At 69.4% G+C, this 19,301-nt stretch carries 11 protein-coding genes; 1 reads left to right on the forward strand and 10 read right to left on the reverse strand.

Annotated elements, in window-relative coordinates:
• Positions 1-164 precede the first annotated feature (164 nt).
• A complete protein-coding gene (locus tag OV208_RS19125; RefSeq protein ID WP_244237927.1) occupies positions 165-509 on the forward strand; it encodes a hypothetical protein in 345 nt (114 codons plus the stop codon).
• 9 nt (positions 510-518) lie between these two features.
• Here OV208_RS19125 and ftsZ read toward each other — a convergent pair whose 3' ends face one another.
• The 10 genes from ftsZ to OV208_RS19175 form a co-directional block, all read right to left on the reverse strand.
• Positions 519-1,748: a cell division protein FtsZ gene (ftsZ, locus tag OV208_RS19130; protein WP_120538984.1), complete on the reverse strand. Its 1,230-nt coding sequence runs from the start codon at positions 1,746-1,748 to the stop codon at positions 519-521.
• A gap of 338 nt (positions 1,749-2,086) precedes the next feature.
• Positions 2,087-10,312 (reverse strand): adventurous gliding motility protein AgmC, encoded by an 8,226-nt coding sequence (gene agmC / locus OV208_RS19135; protein WP_267575272.1) that lies wholly within the window; start codon positions 10,310-10,312, stop codon positions 2,087-2,089.
• 311 nt (positions 10,313-10,623) lie between these two features.
• Positions 10,624-11,859 (reverse strand): cell division protein FtsA, encoded by a 1,236-nt coding sequence (gene ftsA, locus OV208_RS19140; RefSeq protein ID WP_120532012.1) that lies wholly within the window; start codon positions 11,857-11,859, stop codon positions 10,624-10,626.
• Between the two features lie 41 nt (positions 11,860-11,900).
• Positions 11,901-12,758, reverse strand: a complete 858-nt coding sequence (locus OV208_RS19145) for a cell division protein FtsQ/DivIB (RefSeq protein WP_267575273.1) — start codon at positions 12,756-12,758, stop codon at positions 11,901-11,903.
• A 129-nt stretch (positions 12,759-12,887) separates the two neighbouring features.
• Positions 12,888-13,844: a D-alanine--D-alanine ligase gene (locus tag OV208_RS19150; RefSeq protein ID WP_267575274.1), complete on the reverse strand. Its 957-nt coding sequence runs from the start codon at positions 13,842-13,844 to the stop codon at positions 12,888-12,890.
• A complete protein-coding gene (murB, locus tag OV208_RS19155) occupies positions 13,841-14,773 on the reverse strand; it encodes a UDP-N-acetylmuramate dehydrogenase (RefSeq protein ID WP_267575275.1) in 933 nt (310 codons plus the stop codon). The genes OV208_RS19150 and murB overlap by 4 nt, the downstream gene beginning before the upstream one ends.
• A gap of 3 nt (positions 14,774-14,776) precedes the next feature.
• Positions 14,777-16,198 carry a UDP-N-acetylmuramate--L-alanine ligase gene (gene murC / locus OV208_RS19160; protein WP_120538980.1) on the reverse strand — a complete coding sequence of 474 codons (1,422 nt, stop codon included), beginning with the start codon at positions 16,196-16,198 and terminating at the stop codon, positions 14,777-14,779.
• The gene (gene murG / locus OV208_RS19165) at positions 16,195-17,364 is read right to left on the reverse strand and encodes an undecaprenyldiphospho-muramoylpentapeptide beta-N-acetylglucosaminyltransferase (protein WP_267575276.1); all 1,170 of its coding nucleotides are present in this window, start codon (positions 17,362-17,364) and stop codon (positions 16,195-16,197) included. The genes murC and murG overlap by 4 nt, the downstream gene beginning before the upstream one ends.
• Positions 17,361-18,524, reverse strand: coding sequence for a putative lipid II flippase FtsW (gene ftsW, locus OV208_RS19170; RefSeq protein WP_267575277.1), 1,164 nt, complete (start codon positions 18,522-18,524; stop codon positions 17,361-17,363). Before ftsW ends, murG begins: the two co-directional genes overlap by 4 nt.
• A gap of 5 nt (positions 18,525-18,529) precedes the next feature.
• Positions 18,530-19,301: Mur ligase family protein (locus OV208_RS19175; RefSeq protein WP_267575278.1), on the reverse strand; the 772-nt coding region annotated here is incomplete at its 5' end.

Consider the following 19,301-nt stretch of genomic DNA (forward strand, 5'->3'; position numbering starts at 1 on the left):
CCCGGCGTTGCGAAGGGCGGCCAAACTAACCCCCACCCCCCTGCCTGACAAGCGCTCGGGCAGGCGCGCAACAGGTCCGTACAGTCCCGTAAATTTGCGGGGTTGAGCAGCCCTGGCGTACCTTGCCCGACGTGAAGCCTCCTTCGACAGGAACGGAAGGCGTCGTGGACCTGCATGGTGCCCGTCGCGCTCGCCGTCTGGATTTGTACCGCACCCGGCTCAACGAGCGGGTGCAGGACACTCGCGCCAATCTGGTGACGCTCTACCAGGGTGGCACCCTCTTCACGCCCGACGGCACGAAGCAGGGCCGCTCGCTCCTGAAGGCCCTCCAGTTGCTGCAGCGCGTGGGCATCAAGCTGGAGGAGCTGGGTGGAACCGGCGTGCTGCCCGCCCCCCGTGCGTCGGAGCGCATCGACGCGCTCTACGACGAGGTGGACGGCCTGTTCACCCGCTGTGACCGCCTCACCGGCCGGGGCACGGCGAGCGTCGCCCGCCTCCCCCGCCGCTAGGCCTTCGCCTTACGGCAGTTCCGTCTGGCCCTGACGGCGCAGGAACGTGGGGATGTCGAACTGATCCTCGTCCAGGGGCAGCGCCGCGTCCTTCACCACCGACGTGCGCGCGCTCTGCATGGAGGACTTCGGGTTCTCCACCGTGGACATGGCCGGACGGGGCGTGCTCTTCGCGGGGACCAGGCTGGCCACCTCCTCGCGCGACGAGGACAGCACCGACGGCGCGGGACGGCTGGACAGCGGCACCTGGACCACCTGCGCCATGGGCCGCATCTTGGCCGCTTCACGGTGCACGAAGCCCGTGGCGATGATGGTGATCTTCACCTCGTCCTGGATCTGCTCGTCGATGAGCGACCCGAAGATGATCTCCGCCTCGCCATCCGCCGCGTCGTGCACCAGCGTCAGCGCCTCGTTGACCTCCTGCAGGGTCATGTCGCGGCCGCCCGTGATGTTGATGAGCAGGCCCGTGGCGCCGTCGATGGAGACGTCCTCCAGCAGCGGGCTGGAGATGGCCTGCTGCATGGCGATGACCGCGCGCCGGTCGCCGCAGGCGTTGCCCGTGCCCATGAGCGCCAGGCCCTTGTCGCTCATGATGGTCTTCACGTCCGCGAAGTCCACGTTGATGTAGCCGTGGTACTGGATGAGGTCGCTGATGCCCTGCACGGCGTTGAGCAGGACCTCGTCCGCGCGCTTGAACGTCTCCAGGAGCGGCATGGGCTCATTGGAGAGCGACAGCAGGCGCTGGTTGGGGATGGTGATGAGCGTGTCCACCGCGGCCTTGAGCTCCACGATGCCCTGCTCGGCCTGCTTGCGGCGCTTGTTGCCTTCGAAGAGGAACGGCTTGGTGACGACGCCGACGGTGAGGCAGCCCAGGCTCTTGGCGATGTCCGCGATGATGGGCGCGGCGCCGGTGCCGGTGCCACCGCCCATGCCGGCCGTCACGAAGACCATGTCGGCGCCTTCCAGCACCGCGGCGATCTGATCGCGCGACTCCAGCGCGGCTTCACGGCCCATCTCCGGGTTGGCGCCGGCGCCCAGCCCCTTGGTGAGGGCCTGGCCCAGCTGCAGACGGGTGGGCGCCTTGCTGGCGGCGAGCGCCTGGACATCGGTGTTGGCGGCGATGAAATCGACGCGATCCAGCTTCGACAGAATCATGGTGTTGACCGCGTTGCAGCCCGCCCCGCCCGCGCCCACGACACGAATCTTCGCGGCCTGCTTGTTCTGCTCGAACTGGTCCATGTCGTTCCTCTTGGCGGAAGCACCCCAGCGCCGTCCGCGATGACTGCCGCCTTCGACAATCATCAGGAAGTCAGGCGCTTTGGCAAGTATTCCGCTACCAGCCTGTAGCGCCCTGCTGCGGTGTCGAGTCCTGACGCCCACTTACGCGCGCGGCGGAAGCGGTCATGCGTGCGCGGCGGTGGGTGAAACGCCCTCTTGACTCGCGCGCATGACTCGCCGTGGTCGGTTGTGCGCGCCTCGCACGCCTGGGGACGTGTGAAGACGGGGTCCGGATGACGAAAAGGCCCAGCTCCCTCTACGGGAACCGGGCCTTCGCGTTCAAGCACGACGGTGAAGCGCTACGGGGCCGGACGCTCGATTTCGACCTTGCCCAGCTTCAGGATGTTGAACTCCACGCGGCGGTTGTTCTCCCGGCCCGCGGCCGTCTTGTTGGTGTCCACCGGCTTGGTCTCACCGAAGCCCTCGGACTCCAGGCGCTCCGAAGCGATGCCTTCGTTCACCAGGAACGTGCGCACGTTGGCGGCGCGGCGCTTGGACAGGTCCAGGTTGGCGGCGTCCTTGCCCTGGTCGTCCGTGTGGCCCTCGATGCGCAGCAGCTCCACCTGCGGGTTGGCGCGCAGCACGGCGGCCACCTGCTTCAAGAGCGGGAACGAGCGCGGCAGGATGATGTCCTTGCTCGTGGCGAAGTAGACCTTCTCCAGGATGAAGATGCGCTCACCCTCGACGGTCACCTTGACCTTGCCCTTGTCCGGGCAGCCGTCCTCGTCGTCCACGCCGTTGATGGTCTCCGGCTCGTTCGGGCACTTGTCCGCCGTGTCCGGGATACCGTCGCGGTCGTTGTCCGGATCCGGGCAGCCGTCCTCGTCCTGGAAGCCGTCCTTGTCCTCGGGCGCGTTCGGGCACTTGTCGTCCGGATCCATCAGGCCATCGCCGTCGGTGTCCACCGGCGCGGGCGGAGGCGGAGCGGGCTTCGTGTCCGGGCAACCGTCGGTGTCCTCGTAGCTGTTGAACGTCTCCGGCTCGTTCGGGCACTTGTCCGCCGTGTCCGGGATGCCGTCGTTGTCGTTGTCCGGGTCCGCGCAGCCGTCCGCGTCCTGGAAGCCGTCGAAGTCCTCCGGACCTTCCGGGCACACCGGCCGGGGAGGCGCCGGGGCACGGTCAGGGGTGCTGTAGCTGAGGCCCGCGAGCACTCGGAAGGACGGCGTGCCGTAGCCACGCGTCAGGCCCGGGCCCGCGCCCACCTGGGCGGAGAGCCCGCTGACCGCGCGGTACTTCAGGGCCGCGAGCAGCTCCAACGGACGCTCCTCCGCATCCTGCTCCTTGAACCCCAGCGAGCCCGCCAGCGTGGCGGCCACGGCCAGGGGCACCTTGCCCAGCTCGAACGGGACCTCCGCGCCCACCCCGTACGCCAGCGCGCTGCCGGTGTTGAGGTTGCGAAGCTGCTCCGACTTGCGGATGTCCACGCCCAGGTTGGCCAGCACGCGGAAGGTGCGGCCGTACTCACCCACCAGGCGCGGGTTCACGGACACGCCCGACCCGCCGAGGAAGTCCGAGGCACCGCCCGTGGGCAGCGACAGGGGCACCGCCAGCGACAGGCCGTAGCTCTCACCTTCCAGCAGCCGCGCCTTCGGGATGAGCCGCAGATCGCCGATGCCGCCCCCGCTCACCCCGTTGGCGAAAGAGGGGTCCACCCCCGGAGAGTTCTCCGAGCCCTGGATGGTGATGGGCAGCACGACGCCGATTTCGAAGCGGTCGAGGAAGCCCACCGCGCCCATCAGGTCCACGCCCACCTGGCTCTTCACCAGGGAGGTGACGTACTCGTCCTTGCGGGGGTCGAAGAAGTTGAGCGGCTTGTCGGCGTAGTTGACCGAAAGCCCCACGTTCCACCCCAGGTGCCGCTGCACCTTCGCGCCGTGCAGGGCGAGCACGTCCGACACGCCCGGGCCCGGCTTGTACTGCTGCACGTCGATGGCCTGCGACACCGCCCCGGCCTGGGCCAGGGCTGCCGGGGCCGCGAAGAGCGCGGCCACGAACATGGCGACCGCCCCACCCGCGCGGACCAGGAGCTGCCCGGCCTTGCGGAAGCGGCGCCCCACCAGGGGCAGGGCCAGCAGCATCAGCGCGAAGGGCGCCAGCGAGCCCGTCCCACCCGTGCTGCAGCCATGGCCCACGACGAGGAAGTCGTCGTTGGCGTCGAGCGGGTCGGAGCCGCCCTGCACTTCCACGCCGTCGTCGATGCCGCCCTGGTCGGTGTCCTTCATCGTCGGATCCGTCTCCGTGGCGTCGCGGCGACCGTCGTGGTTGGCGTCTTCCGCCCCGTCCTTCAGGCCGTCACCGTCCGAGTCCGGGTTCTTCGGATCCGTCTTCGTCGACGGGTCCGCGTCCGGCTTGAAGTTCGGAGACGTCTGGTCGGTGCCCGGCGGCGCGGTCTCGGCGGTGACGCCCAGCTCCGTGCCGTCGTTGATGCCGTCGTTGTCGCTGTCCGGATCCAGCGCGTCGATGATGCCGTCGCCGTCCGTGTCGGTCAGCCCGTCGATGCCGTCCGGCACGCCGTCGTCGTCGGAGTCGGAGTCGAACGGATCCGTACCGGCTTCGATTTCACGAGCGTTGCTGATGCCGTCGCCGTCCGCGTCGGTGTCGTCCGCGGGGTTGTTCGGATCCGTCTCCAGCACGTCCACGCGGCCATTGTGGTTCGCGTCCTCGATGCCGTCGAACACGCTGCCACCGTCGGTGTCCTTGTTGAGCGGGTTCGTCTTCGTGTCGGGATCCTGGTCCGCGACGAACTTCGTCGGGTCGGTATCCGTCCCCTGCGGCGTGGTGAGGCCCAGCTCCAGGCCGTCCGTCAGGCCGTCGCCGTCCGTGTCGATGCTGTTCGGGTTGGTCTCCGTGGGGTCCACGAAGCCGTCGTGGTTGGCGTCCTCGTTGCCGTCCTTGAGGCCGTCGTCATCCGAGTCGTCGTCCAGCGGGTTCGTCTTCGTCGAGGGGTCCTTGTCCGCCACGAACTTCGACGGGTCGGTGTCGTCACCCTGGGGCACGGTGAGACCCAGCTCCACGCCGTCCGTCAGGCCGTCACCGTCGGTGTCCGCCTCGTTCGGGTCGGTCTCGTCCGCATCGACGATGCCGTCGTGGTCCTTGTCCTCGTTGCCGTCCAGGATGCCGTCGTCATCCGAGTCATCGTCCAGCGGATCCGTCCCGCCGACCTTGACCTCGACGCCGTCGGGGATGCCGTCGCCGTCCGTGTCCGGGTTGGTCGGATCGGTGCCGATGAGGGCCTCCTCCGCGTCCGGCAGACCGTCGCCGTCCGTGTCCACCAGCCCCGTCGAGTCCACCGTGAAGGAGGTGCTCGCGGTCGAGCTCGTGGCCGTCCCGTCCGTGGACACCGCCGTCACCGTGTACGTGCCGTCGGCCAGGGGGCCGGGCAGCGCCTGGCTCCAGTTACCGCCCGTCACCGTGATGGGGCCGTAGCTGTTGCCCTGGAAGGTGACCGTCACGGTCGTCGCGTTCGCGGCCGTACCCGACACCGTCACGGTGGTGGCGGTGATGGTCGAACCGTTGGCCGGCGAGGTGATGGCCACGGTCGGAGACGTCACGTTCACCGTGAAGGTGGAGGTCGCGGTGGGGCTGTCGTTGCCCGCCGCGTCCTCGGCCACCGCGGTCACGGTGTACGAACCGTTGGCCAGCGGGCCCGGGAGCACCTGGCTCCAGTTGCCCGAGGCGTCCACGGCGATGGGGCCGTAGTTGTTGCCCTGGAAGGTGACCGTCACGGACGTCGCGCCCGTGGACGTACCCGTCACCGTCACCGTGTCGGTGCCAACCGTGGAGCCATTGGCCGGCGTGGTGATGGCGACCGTCGGCGCCGTCAGGTCCACCGTGAAGGTGGTGCTCTCGGGCGCGCTCTCGTTGCCCGCCGCGTCCACGGCCACCGCGGTCGCGGTGTACGTGGTGCCATCGGTCAGGGTGCCCGGGGTCGTGAAGGTCCAGTTGCCCGCCGCGTCCACCGGGACCGAGTAGTCCGTCCCTTCGAAGGTCACCGTCACGGACGTCGCGCCCGTGGACGTGCCCGTCACCGCCACCGTGTTGGTGTTGACCACCGCGCCGTTGGTGGGCGCCGTGATGTCGACCGTCGGCGCCGTCAGGTCCACCTCGAAGGAGGTGGTGTCAGGCGAGCTCACGTTGCCCGCCGCGTCCGTGGCCACCGCGGTCACGGTGTACGAGCCCTCGGGGAAGCTCACGGGCAGCAGGTAGGTCCAGTTGCCCGCGCCATCCACCGGGATGGGGCCGTAGTTCGTGCCGGCGTAGGTCAGCGTCACGGACGTGGCGCCCGTGGACGTACCCGTCACCGTCACGGTGTCGGAGTTGAGCACCGTGCCGTCCACCGGCGTGCTGATGGCCACCGTCGGAGGCGTCAGGTCCACCGTGAAGGTGGAGGTCGCGGGGGGGCTTTCGTTGCCCGAACCGTCCTCGGCCACCACGGTCACGGTGTACGAGCCCTCGGTCAGGGGGCCAGGCAGCGCCTGGCTCCAGTTGCCCGAGGCGTCCACGGCGATGGGGCCGTACTCCGTGTTGTCGAAGGTGAGCGTCACGAACGTCGCGCCACCGGAGGTCGTGCCCGTCACGGTCACAGTGTCGGTGCTGACGGAGGTGCCATTGGCCGGCGTGGTGATGGCCACCGACGGTCCGGTCAGGTCCACCGTGAAGGTGGAGGTCGCGGGCGTGCTCTCGTTGCCCGCCGCGTCCACGGACACGGCCGTGACGGTGTACGACTGTTCCGACAGGGTGACCGGCGGCTGGAAGCTCCAGTTGCCGGACGCATCCACCGGGATGTTCTCGTAGTCCGTGCCCTCGAAGGTGAGCGTCACGGACGTCGCGCCCGTGGACGTTCCCGTCACCGTCACGGAGGTGGTGCCAATCGTCGAGCCGTTGGCCGGCGTGCTAATGGCGACCGTCGGGGCCGTCAGGTCCAGGGTGAAGCTGGAGGTCGCGGTGGGGCTTTCGTTGCCCGCCGCGTCCGTGGACGTGGCCGTCACGGTGTACGGGCCCTCGGACAGCGGACCCGGCAGCGCGTAGCTCCAGTTACCCGATGCATCCACCGCGATGGGGCCGTAGCTCGTGTTGTCGAAGGTGAGCGTCACGAACGAAGCGCCACCGGAGGTCGTGCCGGTGACCGTCACCGTGGGGGTGTTGATGATCGAGCCGTTGGCCGGCGTGCTGATGGCCACCGCCGGCGCCGTCTGATCCACCGTGAAGGTGGAGGAAGCGGTCGTGCTGTTGGTGCCCGAGCCGTTCGTGGACACCGCCGTCACCGTGTACGGGCCGTCCGCCAGGGGGCCGGGCAGCGCCTGGCTCCAGTTGCCGCCGGTCACCGTGATGGGGCCGTAGTTCGTGCCCTGGAACGTGACCGTGACCGAGGTCGCGTTCGTGGCCGTGCCCGTCACCGTCACGTTCGGGTTGGTCGTCGTCGAGCCGTTGGCCGGCGTGGTGATGGCCACCGTCGGAGCTGACACGGCCACCGTGAAGGTGGAGGTCGCGGCCGTGCTGTTCGTGGTGCCATTGGTGGACACCGCCGACACCGTGTAGCTGCCGTTGGCCAGCGGGCCTGGCACCGTGGCGGTCCAGTTCCCGCCCGTCACCGTGTAGGGGCCGTAGCTCGTCCCGTTCAGAGTGAACGAAACGGACGTCGCGTTCGCCGCCGTGCCCGACACCACCACGTTGCTGGGATTGGTCACCGTCGAGCCGTTGGCAGGCGTCGTGACAGCCACCGTCGGGCCCGCCACCGTGAAGGTGGAGGTCGCGGCCGTGCTGTTGGTGGTGCCGTTGGTGGACACCGCCGACACCGTGTACGAGCCGTTGGCCAGGGGGCCCGGGACCGTCGCGGTCCAGTTACCGCCCGTCACCGGGTAGGGGCCGTAGCTCGTCCCGTTCAGCGTGAACGTGACGGACGTCGCATTCGCCGCCGTGCCCGCCACCACCACGTTGCTGGGATTGGTCACCGTCGAGCCGTTGGCGGGCGCCGTGATGGCCACCGTCGGCGCCGGCACGGCCACCGTGAAGGTGGAGGTCGCGGTCGTGCTGTTCGTGGTGCCATTGGTGGACACCGCGTTCACGGTGTAGCTGCCGTTGGCCAGGGGGCCCGGGACCGTGGCGGTCCAGTTACCGCCCGTCACCGGGTAGGGGCCGTAGCTCGTCCCGTTCAACGTGAACGTGACGGACGTCGCATTCGCCGCCGTGCCCGCCACCACCACGTTGCTGGGATTGGTCACCGTCGAGCCGTTGGCAGGCGTCGTGACAGCCACCGTCGGGCCCGCCACCGTGAAGGTGGAGGTCGCGGCCGTGCTGTTCGTGGTGCCATTGGTGGACACCGCATTCACGGTGTAGCTGCCGTTGGCCAGGGGGCCCGGGACCGTGGCGGTCCAGTTACCGCCCGTCACCGGGTAGGGGCCGTAGCTCGTCCCGTTCAGCGTGAACGTGACGGACGTCGCATTCGTCGCCGTGCCCGACACCACCACGTTGCTGGGATTGGTCACCGTCGAGCCGTTGGCAGGCGTGCTGATGGCCACCGTCGGCGCCGGCACGGCCACCGTGAAGGTGGAGGTCGCGGTCGTGCTGTTCGTGGTGCCATTGGTGGACACCGCGTTCACGGTGTAGCTGCCATTGGCCAGCGGGCCCGGGACCGTGGCGGTCCAGTTACCGCCCGTCACCGTGTAGGGGCCGTAGCTCGTCCCATTCAGCGTGAACGTGACGGACGTCGCGTTCGTCGCCGTGCCCGACACCACCACGTTGCTAGGATTGGTCACCGTCGAGCCGTTGGCAGGCGTGGTGATGGTCACCGTCGGCGCCGGGGCACCCGTCACCGTGAAGGTGTTGGTGTTGCTCGGGGCGCTCTCGACGCCACTGGTCACCGTGACCGCATAAACGGTGTGCGCCGCCACGGTCAGCGGCGTCGACGGCGTGAAGGTGAAGTTGCCTGCCGCGTCGGACGTCACCGTCACGGCCTGCGGCTGGCCGTCGATGTAGATGCGGACGGTCTGATTCGGGCTCGGCGTCGTGCCCGTGATGGGGGGCGTGGTGTTCGACGTGGACGAACCATTGGCCGGCGTCAGCACCGTGGGAGCCGGGCCCATGGTGATGACACCCGGGTTGCCCGGCACCGAGCCGTAGGTCACACCATCCGGAGCCGAGGCCGTGGGCTGGGTGCCCGCGAGTCCTCCCGCGACGGACGGGGGGCAGGAGTAGGAGCTGGCCTGCAAGTGGATGTTGCCACCACCACCACCGCCGCCCGTGCCGTGTGGCGACGCAACGAAGATGCTGTTACCGCCATTGCCACCCTTCGCGGACAGCGCGCCGGAGCAGGACAGGGCGCCCGTGAACCGCAGGGAAAGGGTACCGCCCGCGCCACCACCACCCGCCGCGTCGTTCTCGGAGGCGAGCGCCCCAACGCCGTCCGCCGTGATGCTGCCCGCTCCCGCGAGCGACGCGCCGCGCACGAACACGATGCCACCCGCATTGCCGCCGCCGGTGCCCGTGCCGTCATTGCCATGACCAGAACCGCCACCGCCTCCGAAGAGGGCGCGCGTCGCCGGGCTGAAGAGCATCCGGCCACCGGGCAGGCCACCCACCGCGCGCGCCGGGCCGGTGTCACCCGTCCACGTCCGGCCACCGATGCCACCCGCACCGCCGTTGCCACCACCGCCGCCACCGGAGTTGTGGCAGATGCCGCCACCACCCGCGTTGAGGGTGTTGCCCCGGCCCGAGAGGGGCGCGGTCTGCAGGAACACCGTGGGCTGCTTGTAGCGGGCCGGCACGAGCCCCTCGCCCTTCATGGCGCCCTCGGGATTGGCCAGGTCCAATGCGGTGGCGGGGCAGTTATCGCCATCACCGTTGAAGTACTCCGCGCCGCGGAATCCCGCGCCCGTGGCGGAGATGGTGCCGTTGTTCTGCACCGCCCCCGTGGCGAAGAAGATGGCGATGCCACCCACGGTGTCGTTGATGTCCGCGCTGGACCACGGCCGGGCAGTGATGCTGGCCCCGGCGTTGATGGTCACAGTCGTGTACTCCGGCACCCGGATGGCCTGCGCCGATGACCGGAGGAGCACGCTGTTGTTGGCGGCGCTGTTGCTTCCCGTGAACGCCGCCGTGAGCGCGTTGCCCGTGAAGGTCAGGCGCGTGCCCGTCAGCGCCGTCACACGGACGAACTGCCAGTTGCCCACCGCAGTAGCGTTGAAGTCGAACGGGCCCGCCGCGCCCGAGGTCACCGTGCCGGTGAAGCCCGTGGACTGGTAGATCATCACCAGGTCGCCGGTGGCGAAGCCCGTGGTGTCCGTCACGGTGACGAACGTCTGGCCCAGGGGGGCATTGGCGGTCAGCCGGGCGTACGTGTTGACCACCGTGTTGGCCGCGTTGACGGTCAGCGCGCCGTTGTGGCCGTTGCCCAGGCCGAAGGTGTCCGGTTCCGCCATCGCCGGCGGCGCCATGAACACGGCGCACAGCAGGGCCAGGAGGCCTGCGGCGGAGCGGCGAACTCCCGGAAGGGGCGTCAGCAACCGCATCGTCTTTTGTGGAGTCATAAGGTCAGGGGCTCGCGGGAACAGCGGGATGGTTCCGGGGGCCTGAAGCTCCCCTAGCAAGCCGAGCGCCATCCTCTGTCGGATTTTCATTCCCACCAAATCCGGGCACTTGCGCGGCTTGCCCAGCGTCCTTACGAGCGGCGTCCGGAAGGTGGATCCAGATTCCAGAATCTGGAACTACTTCCCGCGTCGCTTCCTGACGCGTCAGCGTGCGCCGTTGACGCGTCCGCCCTACCCCGCACGTCCCCCAGAAACGCGAAAGGGCCCCCCGAAGGGAGCCCTGACTCAGCGCATCACCCCACCGGGTGCGGCTAGAAGATCTCTTCCAGCCACTCGCGCATCCGGCCCTTCACCTTCTTGTAGACGTTGCTGTCCTCGCGGTTGCGGAACATGCGGCGATCCATGTGACGCGCACCGTAGACGACCAGGCCCACGCCCGTCGCGTACATGGGGCTCTTCACCACGTCCACCAGACCGCCAATGCCGCGCGGCATGCCCCGGCGCACCGGCAGGCCCAACACCTCTTCGGCCAGCTCCGGCATGCCCGCGAGCAGCGTGGAGCCGCCCGTGATGACGATGCCGGACGCGAGCAGGTCCTCGTAGCCGCACTTCTGGATTTCGCGGTGGACGAGCTGGAAGATCTCCTCCACGCGCGGCTCCAGAATCTCCGAGAGGATCTGCCGGCCCAGGACGCGCGGCTGACGGCCGCCCACGCTGGGCACTTCGATCGTCTCGTCCTTGTTGATCATGGACGCGAGCGCGCAGCCATACTTCTGCTTGATGCGCTCGGCCTCGTGCGCGGGGGTGCGCAGACCGATGGCGATGTCGCTCGTCAGGTTGTTGCCGCCCAGGGCAATCACGGCCGTGTGGACGATGGAGCCGCCGGAGAAGATGGCGATGTCCGTGGTGCCGCCGCCGATGTCGACGAGGCACACGCCCAGCTCCTTCTCGTCCTCGCTCAGCACCGCCTCCGCGGAGGCCAGCGGCTGGAGCACGATGTCGGAGACATTCAGCCCCGTGCGGTTCGCGCACTTGACGATGTTCTGCGCGCTGGAGACGGCGCCCGTGACGATGTGCACCTTGGCCTCCAGGCGCACGCCGGCCATGCCCAGGGGCTCCTTGATGCCGCCCTGGTCGTCGATGATGAACTCCTGGGGCAGGACGTGGATGACCTCCCGGTCCAGGGGGATGGCCACCGCCTTCGCGGCGTCGATGACGCGCGCGATGTCCGCCTCGCGGACCTCCTTGTCCTTCACCGCGACGATGCCCTGGGAGTTGAAGCCCTTGATGTGGCCGCCGGCGATCCCCGTGTACACGTGGGAGATCTCCGCCCCGGCCATCAACTCGGCTTCCTCCACGGCGCGCCGGATGGACGACACCGTGGCCTCGATGTTCACCACGACGCCCTTGCGCAATCCCTTCGACGGATGCGTGCCGATGCCGATGATGTCGATCCCGCTATCGGTCAGCTCGCCGACGATGGCGCAGATCTTCGTCGTGCCGATGTCGAGGCCGACGATGATCTCCCCCGACTTCTGCTTCGCCATGAATCCTCCCAGGCCCCCTCACTCTCGTGAAGGAAGCATCCTCACTGCGTCGAGCCCCCGCTCCTCACGGAGTCGGACCCGCTCGAAAGCCTCACCGCCACCCAACCCGGTCGGGCACGGTTATCCAGGCGAATGATCTCGGCCGCAAGCCCCCTCGTGCTGAGCTCGCGACGAACGCGCGCCAGCCGCTGGAGCTTGACTTCCGTATCGCCCGCGCCGAGGCGCACCTCCTGCCCCGTCGCCGTCACCAGCGCAAGCCCGCTGTTCTCCAGGCGCACCTCGGACAACCGCTCGGATCGCCCCGGCAACAGCCGTGCATAAGCACGGGTTACATCCAAAGCCTCGCGGAAGCGCGCACGCACCGCGTCCGCGTCCGCGACGTACGCGTCGCGCTCCAACCCCGTGACGAGCGGCAGGTCCAGCCCGTCCCCCGGGGTGACGCGCTTGAAGGGTTCGCCCTCCTCGTCCAGCACGTACAGGTCGCCCAGCACCACCAGTGCCGCTGGCGCATGCTCCGACACCTCCACCGACACCCCGCGCGGAAACCGCCGCGTCACCTCCACCGTGCGCACCCAGGGGTGCTGGCCCATGGCCTTCGCCAGCGCCGCCGCGTCCAGCGACCACAGGTTCTGCCCCGCCGCCAGCCCCGACAGCTTCAGCAGCTCCGGGCGCGAGGCCCGCTCCAGCCCGGTGAACGTCACGGACTCCAGCGCGAAGCGCGGAGACACCCGCGCCCAGGCGCGCAGTTCGATGCCGCCCCACACCAGCGCCGCCGTCGCCACCGTCAGCCCCAACGCCTTCGCCACCCGGGGCCCGTGCGAGCGCACGGCGCCCGTCACCGCGGTGTTGCGCGCCGCAGCATCCAGATGCCGGCGTTTCTTGTTCTTTCCGAAAGCCATGGGGAGGGATGCGCATGCTGCGTGCGGACACTGCTTGACGCCAGTTTTTGGCTACAGGCACGTCGCTGTAGCGGCCCGAAGGGACACGCCGGCCCGCCAAGGGGCCGGAACTCCAGGGGACACGACGACTCAGGCCTTGAGCGACGCGCCCTGGAGCAGCCGCTCACACAGCGCCGGGAAGTCGATGCCCCGCCCCGCCGCGATTTTCGGCAGCAGGCTGGACGCCGTCATTCCGGGCAACGTGTTGATTTCCAGCAGGAAGACGTCGCCCGTTTCCGTGACGATGACGTCCGAGCGGGAGCCGCCCGAACACCCCAGCGCCACGTGCGCGGCGAGCGACACTTCGTTGACCCGCGCGTAGAGGTCCGGCGACAGGGGCGCGGGGAACAGGTACTGGGTGCCGCTGCCGGCCTTGTACTTCGCTTCGTAGTCGTAGAACTCGCGAGCGGCCTTCACTTCGATGACGCCCAGGGCCTCGTTGTCCAGCACGCCGCCCTGCACCTCGCGGCCCTTGATGAACTGCTCCACCAGCAGGGTGCCGGCGTGCTTCGACGCGTCCTCGACGGCGGCCGCGTAGTCCTCGTGCGTCTTGCAGATGTGCACGCCCACGCTGCTGCCCTCGCGGCTGGGCTTCACCACCACCGGGAAGGGGAACGGCAGCCGATCCGCCTGCGCCAGCGCCGCCGTCGCCGAGGGGAAGGCGCGGTAGGGGGGCGTGGGGATGCCGCGCGAGACGAAGATCTCCTTGGCGTACACCTTGTCCATGCCCACCGCGGAGGCCATCACGCCGCTGCCGGTGTAGGGGATGAACATGGCCTCCAGCAGGCCCTGGATGCAGCCGTCCTCGCCGAAGCGGCCGTGCAGCGCGAGCCACGCCACGTCCACCTTCTCCGCGATGAGGCGCGCGGGCAGGTCCTTGCCCACGTCGATGTCCACCACGTCGTAGCCCAGGCCCCGGAGGGCGCCGGCCACCGCGGCGCCGGTGCGCAGGGAGACTTCGCGCTCGGAGGAGAGGCCGCCGTACAGCACGCCCACGCGCTTGGCCTTCAACTCTTCCGGGGTGAAGCCACGGGAACCGAGGGTCATGGAAGGAACGCTCCGACGAACTTGACTTCGGGTTGCATGGAAACGCCCGAGGCTTCCAACACCCGCTGCTGCATCAGGGTGATGAGGCCCCGCACGTCGCGAGCGGCAGCGCCGCCCAGGTTGACGATCCAATTGGCGTGCAGCGTGGATATCTGCGCGCGTCCCAGGGTGTGCCCCTTCAGGCCGACAAGTTCAATCAGCCGCCCGGCGGCGTCGCCCGGCGGGTTGGTGAACACACTGCCGAAGTTGGGCTGACTCAAGGGCTGCGTGCGCTTGCGGTATCCCAGGTCCGCGTCCATCGCCGCCTTGCTGGCCACGACATCACCCCTGGGAAGCACGAAGCGCACGCGGGTGACGATACCTCCAGGCGGCAGCGTGGCGTGACGGTAGGTGTGGGGCACCTGCGCTTTCGTCAACCACCCCACGCCGTCCGCCGTGGCAACCTCGACGGCCTCCACCACGCGGAAGCACTCGCCGTTCTTGGTGCCCGCGTTCATGGTCACCGCGCCGCCCAGGGTGCCGGGAATGCCCGCGAGGAACTCCGCGCCCACCAGCCCCTGCACCCGCATCACGGTAACGAGCCGGGCAATGGCCGCGCCCGTCCCCAGCGTCACCCGCCCCTCGGCCGGGCCGACGTCGAGCACCTCCGGGAACAAATCCGAGGGCAGCTTGAGCGTGATGCCGGGCACGCCGCCATCGCCCACCAGCGTGTTGGCGCCGCCACCCAGCACCGTGACGGGGACCCCCTCGTCGCGGGCGAAGCGCAGCAGGTCCACCAGCGCGTCCGCCGAACGGGGACGCACCAGGGCCTCGGCCGGGCCACCCACGCGCACGCTGATGAGCGGCGCCAGGGGTTCGCCCGGCTTCACGTCCAGGCCCGGCAGCCGCGCCAGGCGCGCCGCGAGCGGTGTGACGACACCCGCCTCCATCCCCTACCCGCCCTTCGCCGCGCCCATCAGGTTCAGCAGGTCCGGGCCCACCTGGGTGATGTCGCCCGCCCCCAGCGTCAGCACCAGGTCACCTTCGCGCACGCGCTCCTGGAGCGCCTTCGCCACGTCCGCGCGCTTCTCCACGAACGTCACGTCGCGGTGTCCGTGCGCGCGGATGGCCTCCGCCAGCGCGTCCCCGGTGGCGCCCGGGATGGGCTCCTCGCCCGCCGCGTACACGCTGGTGACGAAGAGCACGTCCGCGTCGTTGAAGGACGTGGCGAACTCCTTCATCAGGTCATGCGTGCGCGTGTAGCGGTGCGGCTGGAAGGCGGCCACCACCCGGCGCCCGAAGGCCCGGCGCGCGCCCGACAGCGTGGCCATCACCTCCGTGGGGTGGTGCCCGTAGTCGTCCACCACGGTGATGCCGCCCACCTCGCCGCGCACGGTGAAGCGGCGCTGCACGCCACCGAACTCGGCCAGCGCACCGCGCACCGTCTCCAGCGGGATGTCCATCTCCTCCGCGATGGCCACGACGGCCAGCGCGTTGAAGGCGTTGTGCGCGCCCACCATGCGCACGCGGAACTCCCCCAGGTCCTCTTCGCGGCGGAACGCACGGAAGGTCGTGGTGAAGCCGTCCAGCGTGATGCCTTCCAGCCGGTAGTCCGCCATGTGCGAGCTGCCGTAGGTGACGAAGCGCTTCTCGATGCGCGGCAGCAGCGCCTGGACGTTGGGGTTGTCCAGGCACAGCACGTTGAGGCCGTAGAAGGGAACGCGGTTGCAGAACTCCACGAAGGCGGACTGGAGCGTCTCCAGGTTGCCGTAGTGGTCCATGTGCTCCGGGTCGATGTTGGTGACGACCGCGATGGACGGGTGCAGCTTGAGGAAGCTGCCGTCGGACTCGTCGGCCTCCACCACCATCAGCTCGCTCTTGCCCAGCTTGGCGTTGGAGTCGAGCACGTTCACCTTGCCGCCCACCACCGCCGTCGGGTCCAGGCCCGCCGCGGACAGCACCGTGGCCACCATGGACGTCGTCGTCGTCTTGCCGTGGCTGCCGGCGACGGCGACCGCGTACTTCAGGCGCATCAGCTCCGCGAGCATCTCCGCGCGAGGGATGACGGGAATCTTGCGCTGGCGCGCCGCCACCACCTCCGGGTTGTCCTTGCGCACCGCGGAGGAGATGACGACCACGTCCGCGTGCACCAGGTTCGCCGCGCGGTGGCCCTCGTACAGCGTGGCCCCCAGCTTCGCGAGCCGGCGGGTGATGTCGCTCTCGCGCAGGTCGGAGCCGGACACGCGGTAGCCCAGGTTGAGCAGCACCTCCGCGATGCCGCTCATGCCGATGCCGCCCACGCCCACGAAGTGCACATGCGCCGCGTGGCGCGTCTTGTAGAGGCTGCCGGGCTTGTTGCTGACGGACTTGCTCATGCCTTGCTCCCGGGTGCCTTCTTCGCGTCCTTGGCGTCCTTCGGATCCTTGGGCCCTCGGTCGCGGCCCTGGGGACCCCACGCCTGCGTCGTCAGGTCCACGCACACGTCCGCCAGCTCCTTCGCGGCCGCGGGCCGGCCCAGGATGCCGGCCTTCTTCGCCATCTGCTTGAGCTTCGCCGGGTCCGTCATCAGCCCGCGCAGCGTCTCCGCCAGCTTCTGGCCGGTGAGCTCCGACTCGCGGAACATCAGCGCCGCGCCCGCGTCCACCAGCGCCCGGGCATTCACTTCCTGGTGGTTGTCCGTCGCGTGCGGGAAGGGCACCAGGATGCTGGCCTTCTTGCACACCGTCAGCTCCGCCAGGGACGTCGCGCCCGCGCGGCAGATGACCAGGTCCGCCTGGGCATAGGCGGAGGACATGTCGTCGATGAACTCCACCACCGTGGCCTGCGCGCCGAAGCCCTTGTCCGCGTAGCCCTTCTTCACCGTCTCCAGGTCGTTCTTGCCCGTCTGGTGGACGATGGAGATCTGATCCTTCAGGTCGCCCAGCGAATCCAGCGCGTCCAGCATGCGGTTGTTGAGGCCGCGCGCGCCCAGGCTGCCGCCGAACACCAGCACGGAGAACTTCTCGTGCGCCGCGCTGCTGCGCAGGTAGTTGTCCATCAGCTTGCGGCGGATGGGGTTGCCAATCATCTGCACCTTGCCCTCGGGGAAGAACGCTTTCGCTTCCTCGAAGGCGGTGAAGACGACCTTCACGATGCGGCCCAATATCTTGTTGGTGAGCCCGGGCAGCGCGTTCTGCTCCTGGATGGCGGTGGGAATCCCCATCATCCACGCGGCCAGCACCACCGGCCCGCTCGCGTAGCCGCCCACGCCCACCACCACGTCCGGCTTCTGGCGCGACAGGATGCGGAACGACGCGAGGAACGCCAGGGGCAATGCGATGAGGCCCTTGAGCAGGCCGATGAAGCCCTTGCCCTTGAGCCCCTGCACCTTCACGAACTCCAGCGGGTAGCCCTCCTTCGGCACGACGCGGGCCTCCAGGCCCCGCTCGGTGCCCACGAAGACGACCTCGTTGGCATGGTGGCGCGTGACAACTTCCTCCGCCAGCGCGATGCCCGGGAACAGGTGTCCCCCGGTGCCGCCACCCGCGATGAGCACCTTCACGCCGTCACCTCCCGCAGGTCCGACGAACCCGCCCGGATGGGCCGAGTGGCCCCCTGCGTGTTCGCGCTCAACGACAACAGCACACCCGCGGAGCCCATCAGCACCACCAGCGACGTGCCGCCGTAGGACACGAACGGCAGCGTCAGGCCCTTCGTGGGCAACAGGCCCATGGCCACGCACATGTTCACCGTGGCCTGGAACGCGATGATGGAGCTGATGCCCAGGCCCAGGTAGGTGCCGAACGTCTCCCCGGCCGCGAGGCTCGCGCGGATGCCGCGCCAGAGGACGATGGCGTACAGGGACACGAGCAGGCCCACGCCGATGAGGCCCAGCTCCTCCCCCAGGATGGAGAAGATGAAGTCCGTGTGCGCCTCCGGCAGGAAGAACAGCTTCTGCCGGCCGTCGCCCAGGCCCAGGCCAGTGATGCCGCCCGAGCCGATGGACATCAGCGACTCCGCCACCTGGTAGCCCACGTCATGCCGGTGGGCCCACGGATCCATGAACGCGAGGATGCGCTTCATGCGGTAGGGGCTGGTCGCGATGGCCACGAAGGCAAGCGGCAGCGCCAGCAGCACCGACCCCACCAGGTAGCTGAGCTTGGTGCCCGCCGCGAACAGCAGCACGAAGAGCATGAACACCAACAGCACGCTGCTGCCGAAGTCCGGCTGGAGCATGCACAGGAACACCAGGATGCCGCACAGCGCGAGGTGCGGCAGGAAGCCGATGGAGAACGTGGCCACCTTCTCCCGCTTCTTCGCGAGCGAATAGGACAGGTAGACGAGCCACGCGAACTTGGCGACCTCCGCCGGCTGGAGGCTGAAGCCCGGCAGGCGGATCCACCGCCGCGCGCCACCCGCCGTCGTGCCGATGCCGGGGATGGCCACCAGCACCATCAGCACGATGGCCACGAGCAGCAGCGGGTACGCCAGCCGCGCCAGCCGCCGCCAGCCCAGCTTCATCATCACCGCCATGCCCACGACGCCCAGGCCCGCGGCCACCAGCTGGCGCTTGAGGAAGTACAGGCTGTCGCCCAGCTTGTCCTGGGCCAGCACCGCGCTGGCCGAGTACGTCATGACGAGGCCCAGCGAGACGAGCGCCAGCACGGCGCACAGCAGGATGGGATCGAACCGCACGGGAACGGTCGGAGGAGAGGTCTTCATGAAGGTCAGAGCGCTCCGACGAGGCGCTTGAACGTGTCGCCCCGGTCCTCGAAGTTCTTGAACTGGTCGTACGACGCGCACGCGGGCGACAGGAGGACCGTGTCCCCCTCCACCGCGAGCGAGCGAGCCTTCGTCACCGCCGCGTCCAGCGTGCCGCACGCGTGCACCGGGGCGTCGTTGGCGTAGGCCCGCGCGAGCGCATCCGCGTCCTGCCCGAGGGTGAGCACGCCCTTCACCTTCCCCTGCCCCGCTTCCACCATGGGCGCGTACGGCGCGCCCTTGCCCTTGCCGCCCGCGATGAGCCACACACCGCCCGCGAAGGCCTTGAGCGCCACCAGCACCGAGTCCACGTTGGTGGCCTTGGAGTCGTTCACCCACTCCACGCCGTCCAGCACGCGCACGCTCTCCAGCCGGTGCGGCAGGCCCGGGTAGCCATCCAGTCCCGCCTGCACTGCTTCCGCGGACACGCCGCCCAGCCGCGCGAGCAGCGTGGCCGCCATCGCGTTCTGGGCGTTGTGGGCACCCCGGAGCGCGCGGTTGCGCAGGACGAAGTCCTCGCCGGAGAACTCCAGGCGGAAGCCGCCCTCACGGGCCACCGCGAGCCCCGCGAGCTTCGGCACGTCCGCCACCGGGCGGCCCGTGACGCTGAAGCCGTACACCGGCACGCGCGCGGAAGCCGCCAGCGTCATCACCGCCGCGTCGTCCGCGTTCACCACCGCGAAGTCGCTGCCGGCCTGCTGGTTCATGAAGATGCGCGCCTTCGCCGCCCCGTACCTC

Origin of the sequence: Corallococcus sp. bb12-1 (assembly GCF_026626765.1) — a bacterium.
In the GTDB taxonomy this organism is placed as follows: domain Bacteria; phylum Myxococcota; class Myxococcia; order Myxococcales; family Myxococcaceae; genus Corallococcus; species Corallococcus terminator.

Excerpts from the sequence above, each read along its gene's own strand:
- OV208_RS19150 (WP_267575274.1), bottom strand. The coding sequence starts at position 13,844 with ATGACCCTCGGTTCCCGTGGCTTCACCCCGGAAGAGTTGAAGGCCAAG.
- murC (WP_120538980.1), bottom strand. The coding sequence starts at position 16,198 with ATGAGCAAGTCCGTCAGCAACAAGCCCGGCAGCCTCTACAAGACGCGC.
- murB (WP_267575275.1), bottom strand. The coding sequence starts at position 14,773 with ATGGAGGCGGGTGTCGTCACACCGCTCGCGGCGCGCCTGGCGCGGCTG.
- agmC (WP_267575272.1), bottom strand. The coding sequence starts at position 10,312 with ATGACTCCACAAAAGACGATGCGGTTGCTGACGCCCCTTCCGGGAGTT.
- ftsW (WP_267575277.1), bottom strand. The coding sequence starts at position 18,524 with ATGAAGACCTCTCCTCCGACCGTTCCCGTGCGGTTCGATCCCATCCTG.
- ftsA (WP_120532012.1), bottom strand. The coding sequence starts at position 11,859 with ATGGCGAAGCAGAAGTCGGGGGAGATCATCGTCGGCCTCGACATCGGC.
- ftsZ (WP_120538984.1), bottom strand. The coding sequence starts at position 1,748 with ATGGACCAGTTCGAGCAGAACAAGCAGGCCGCGAAGATTCGTGTCGTG.
- OV208_RS19145 (WP_267575273.1), bottom strand. The coding sequence starts at position 12,758 with ATGGCTTTCGGAAAGAACAAGAAACGCCGGCATCTGGATGCTGCGGCG.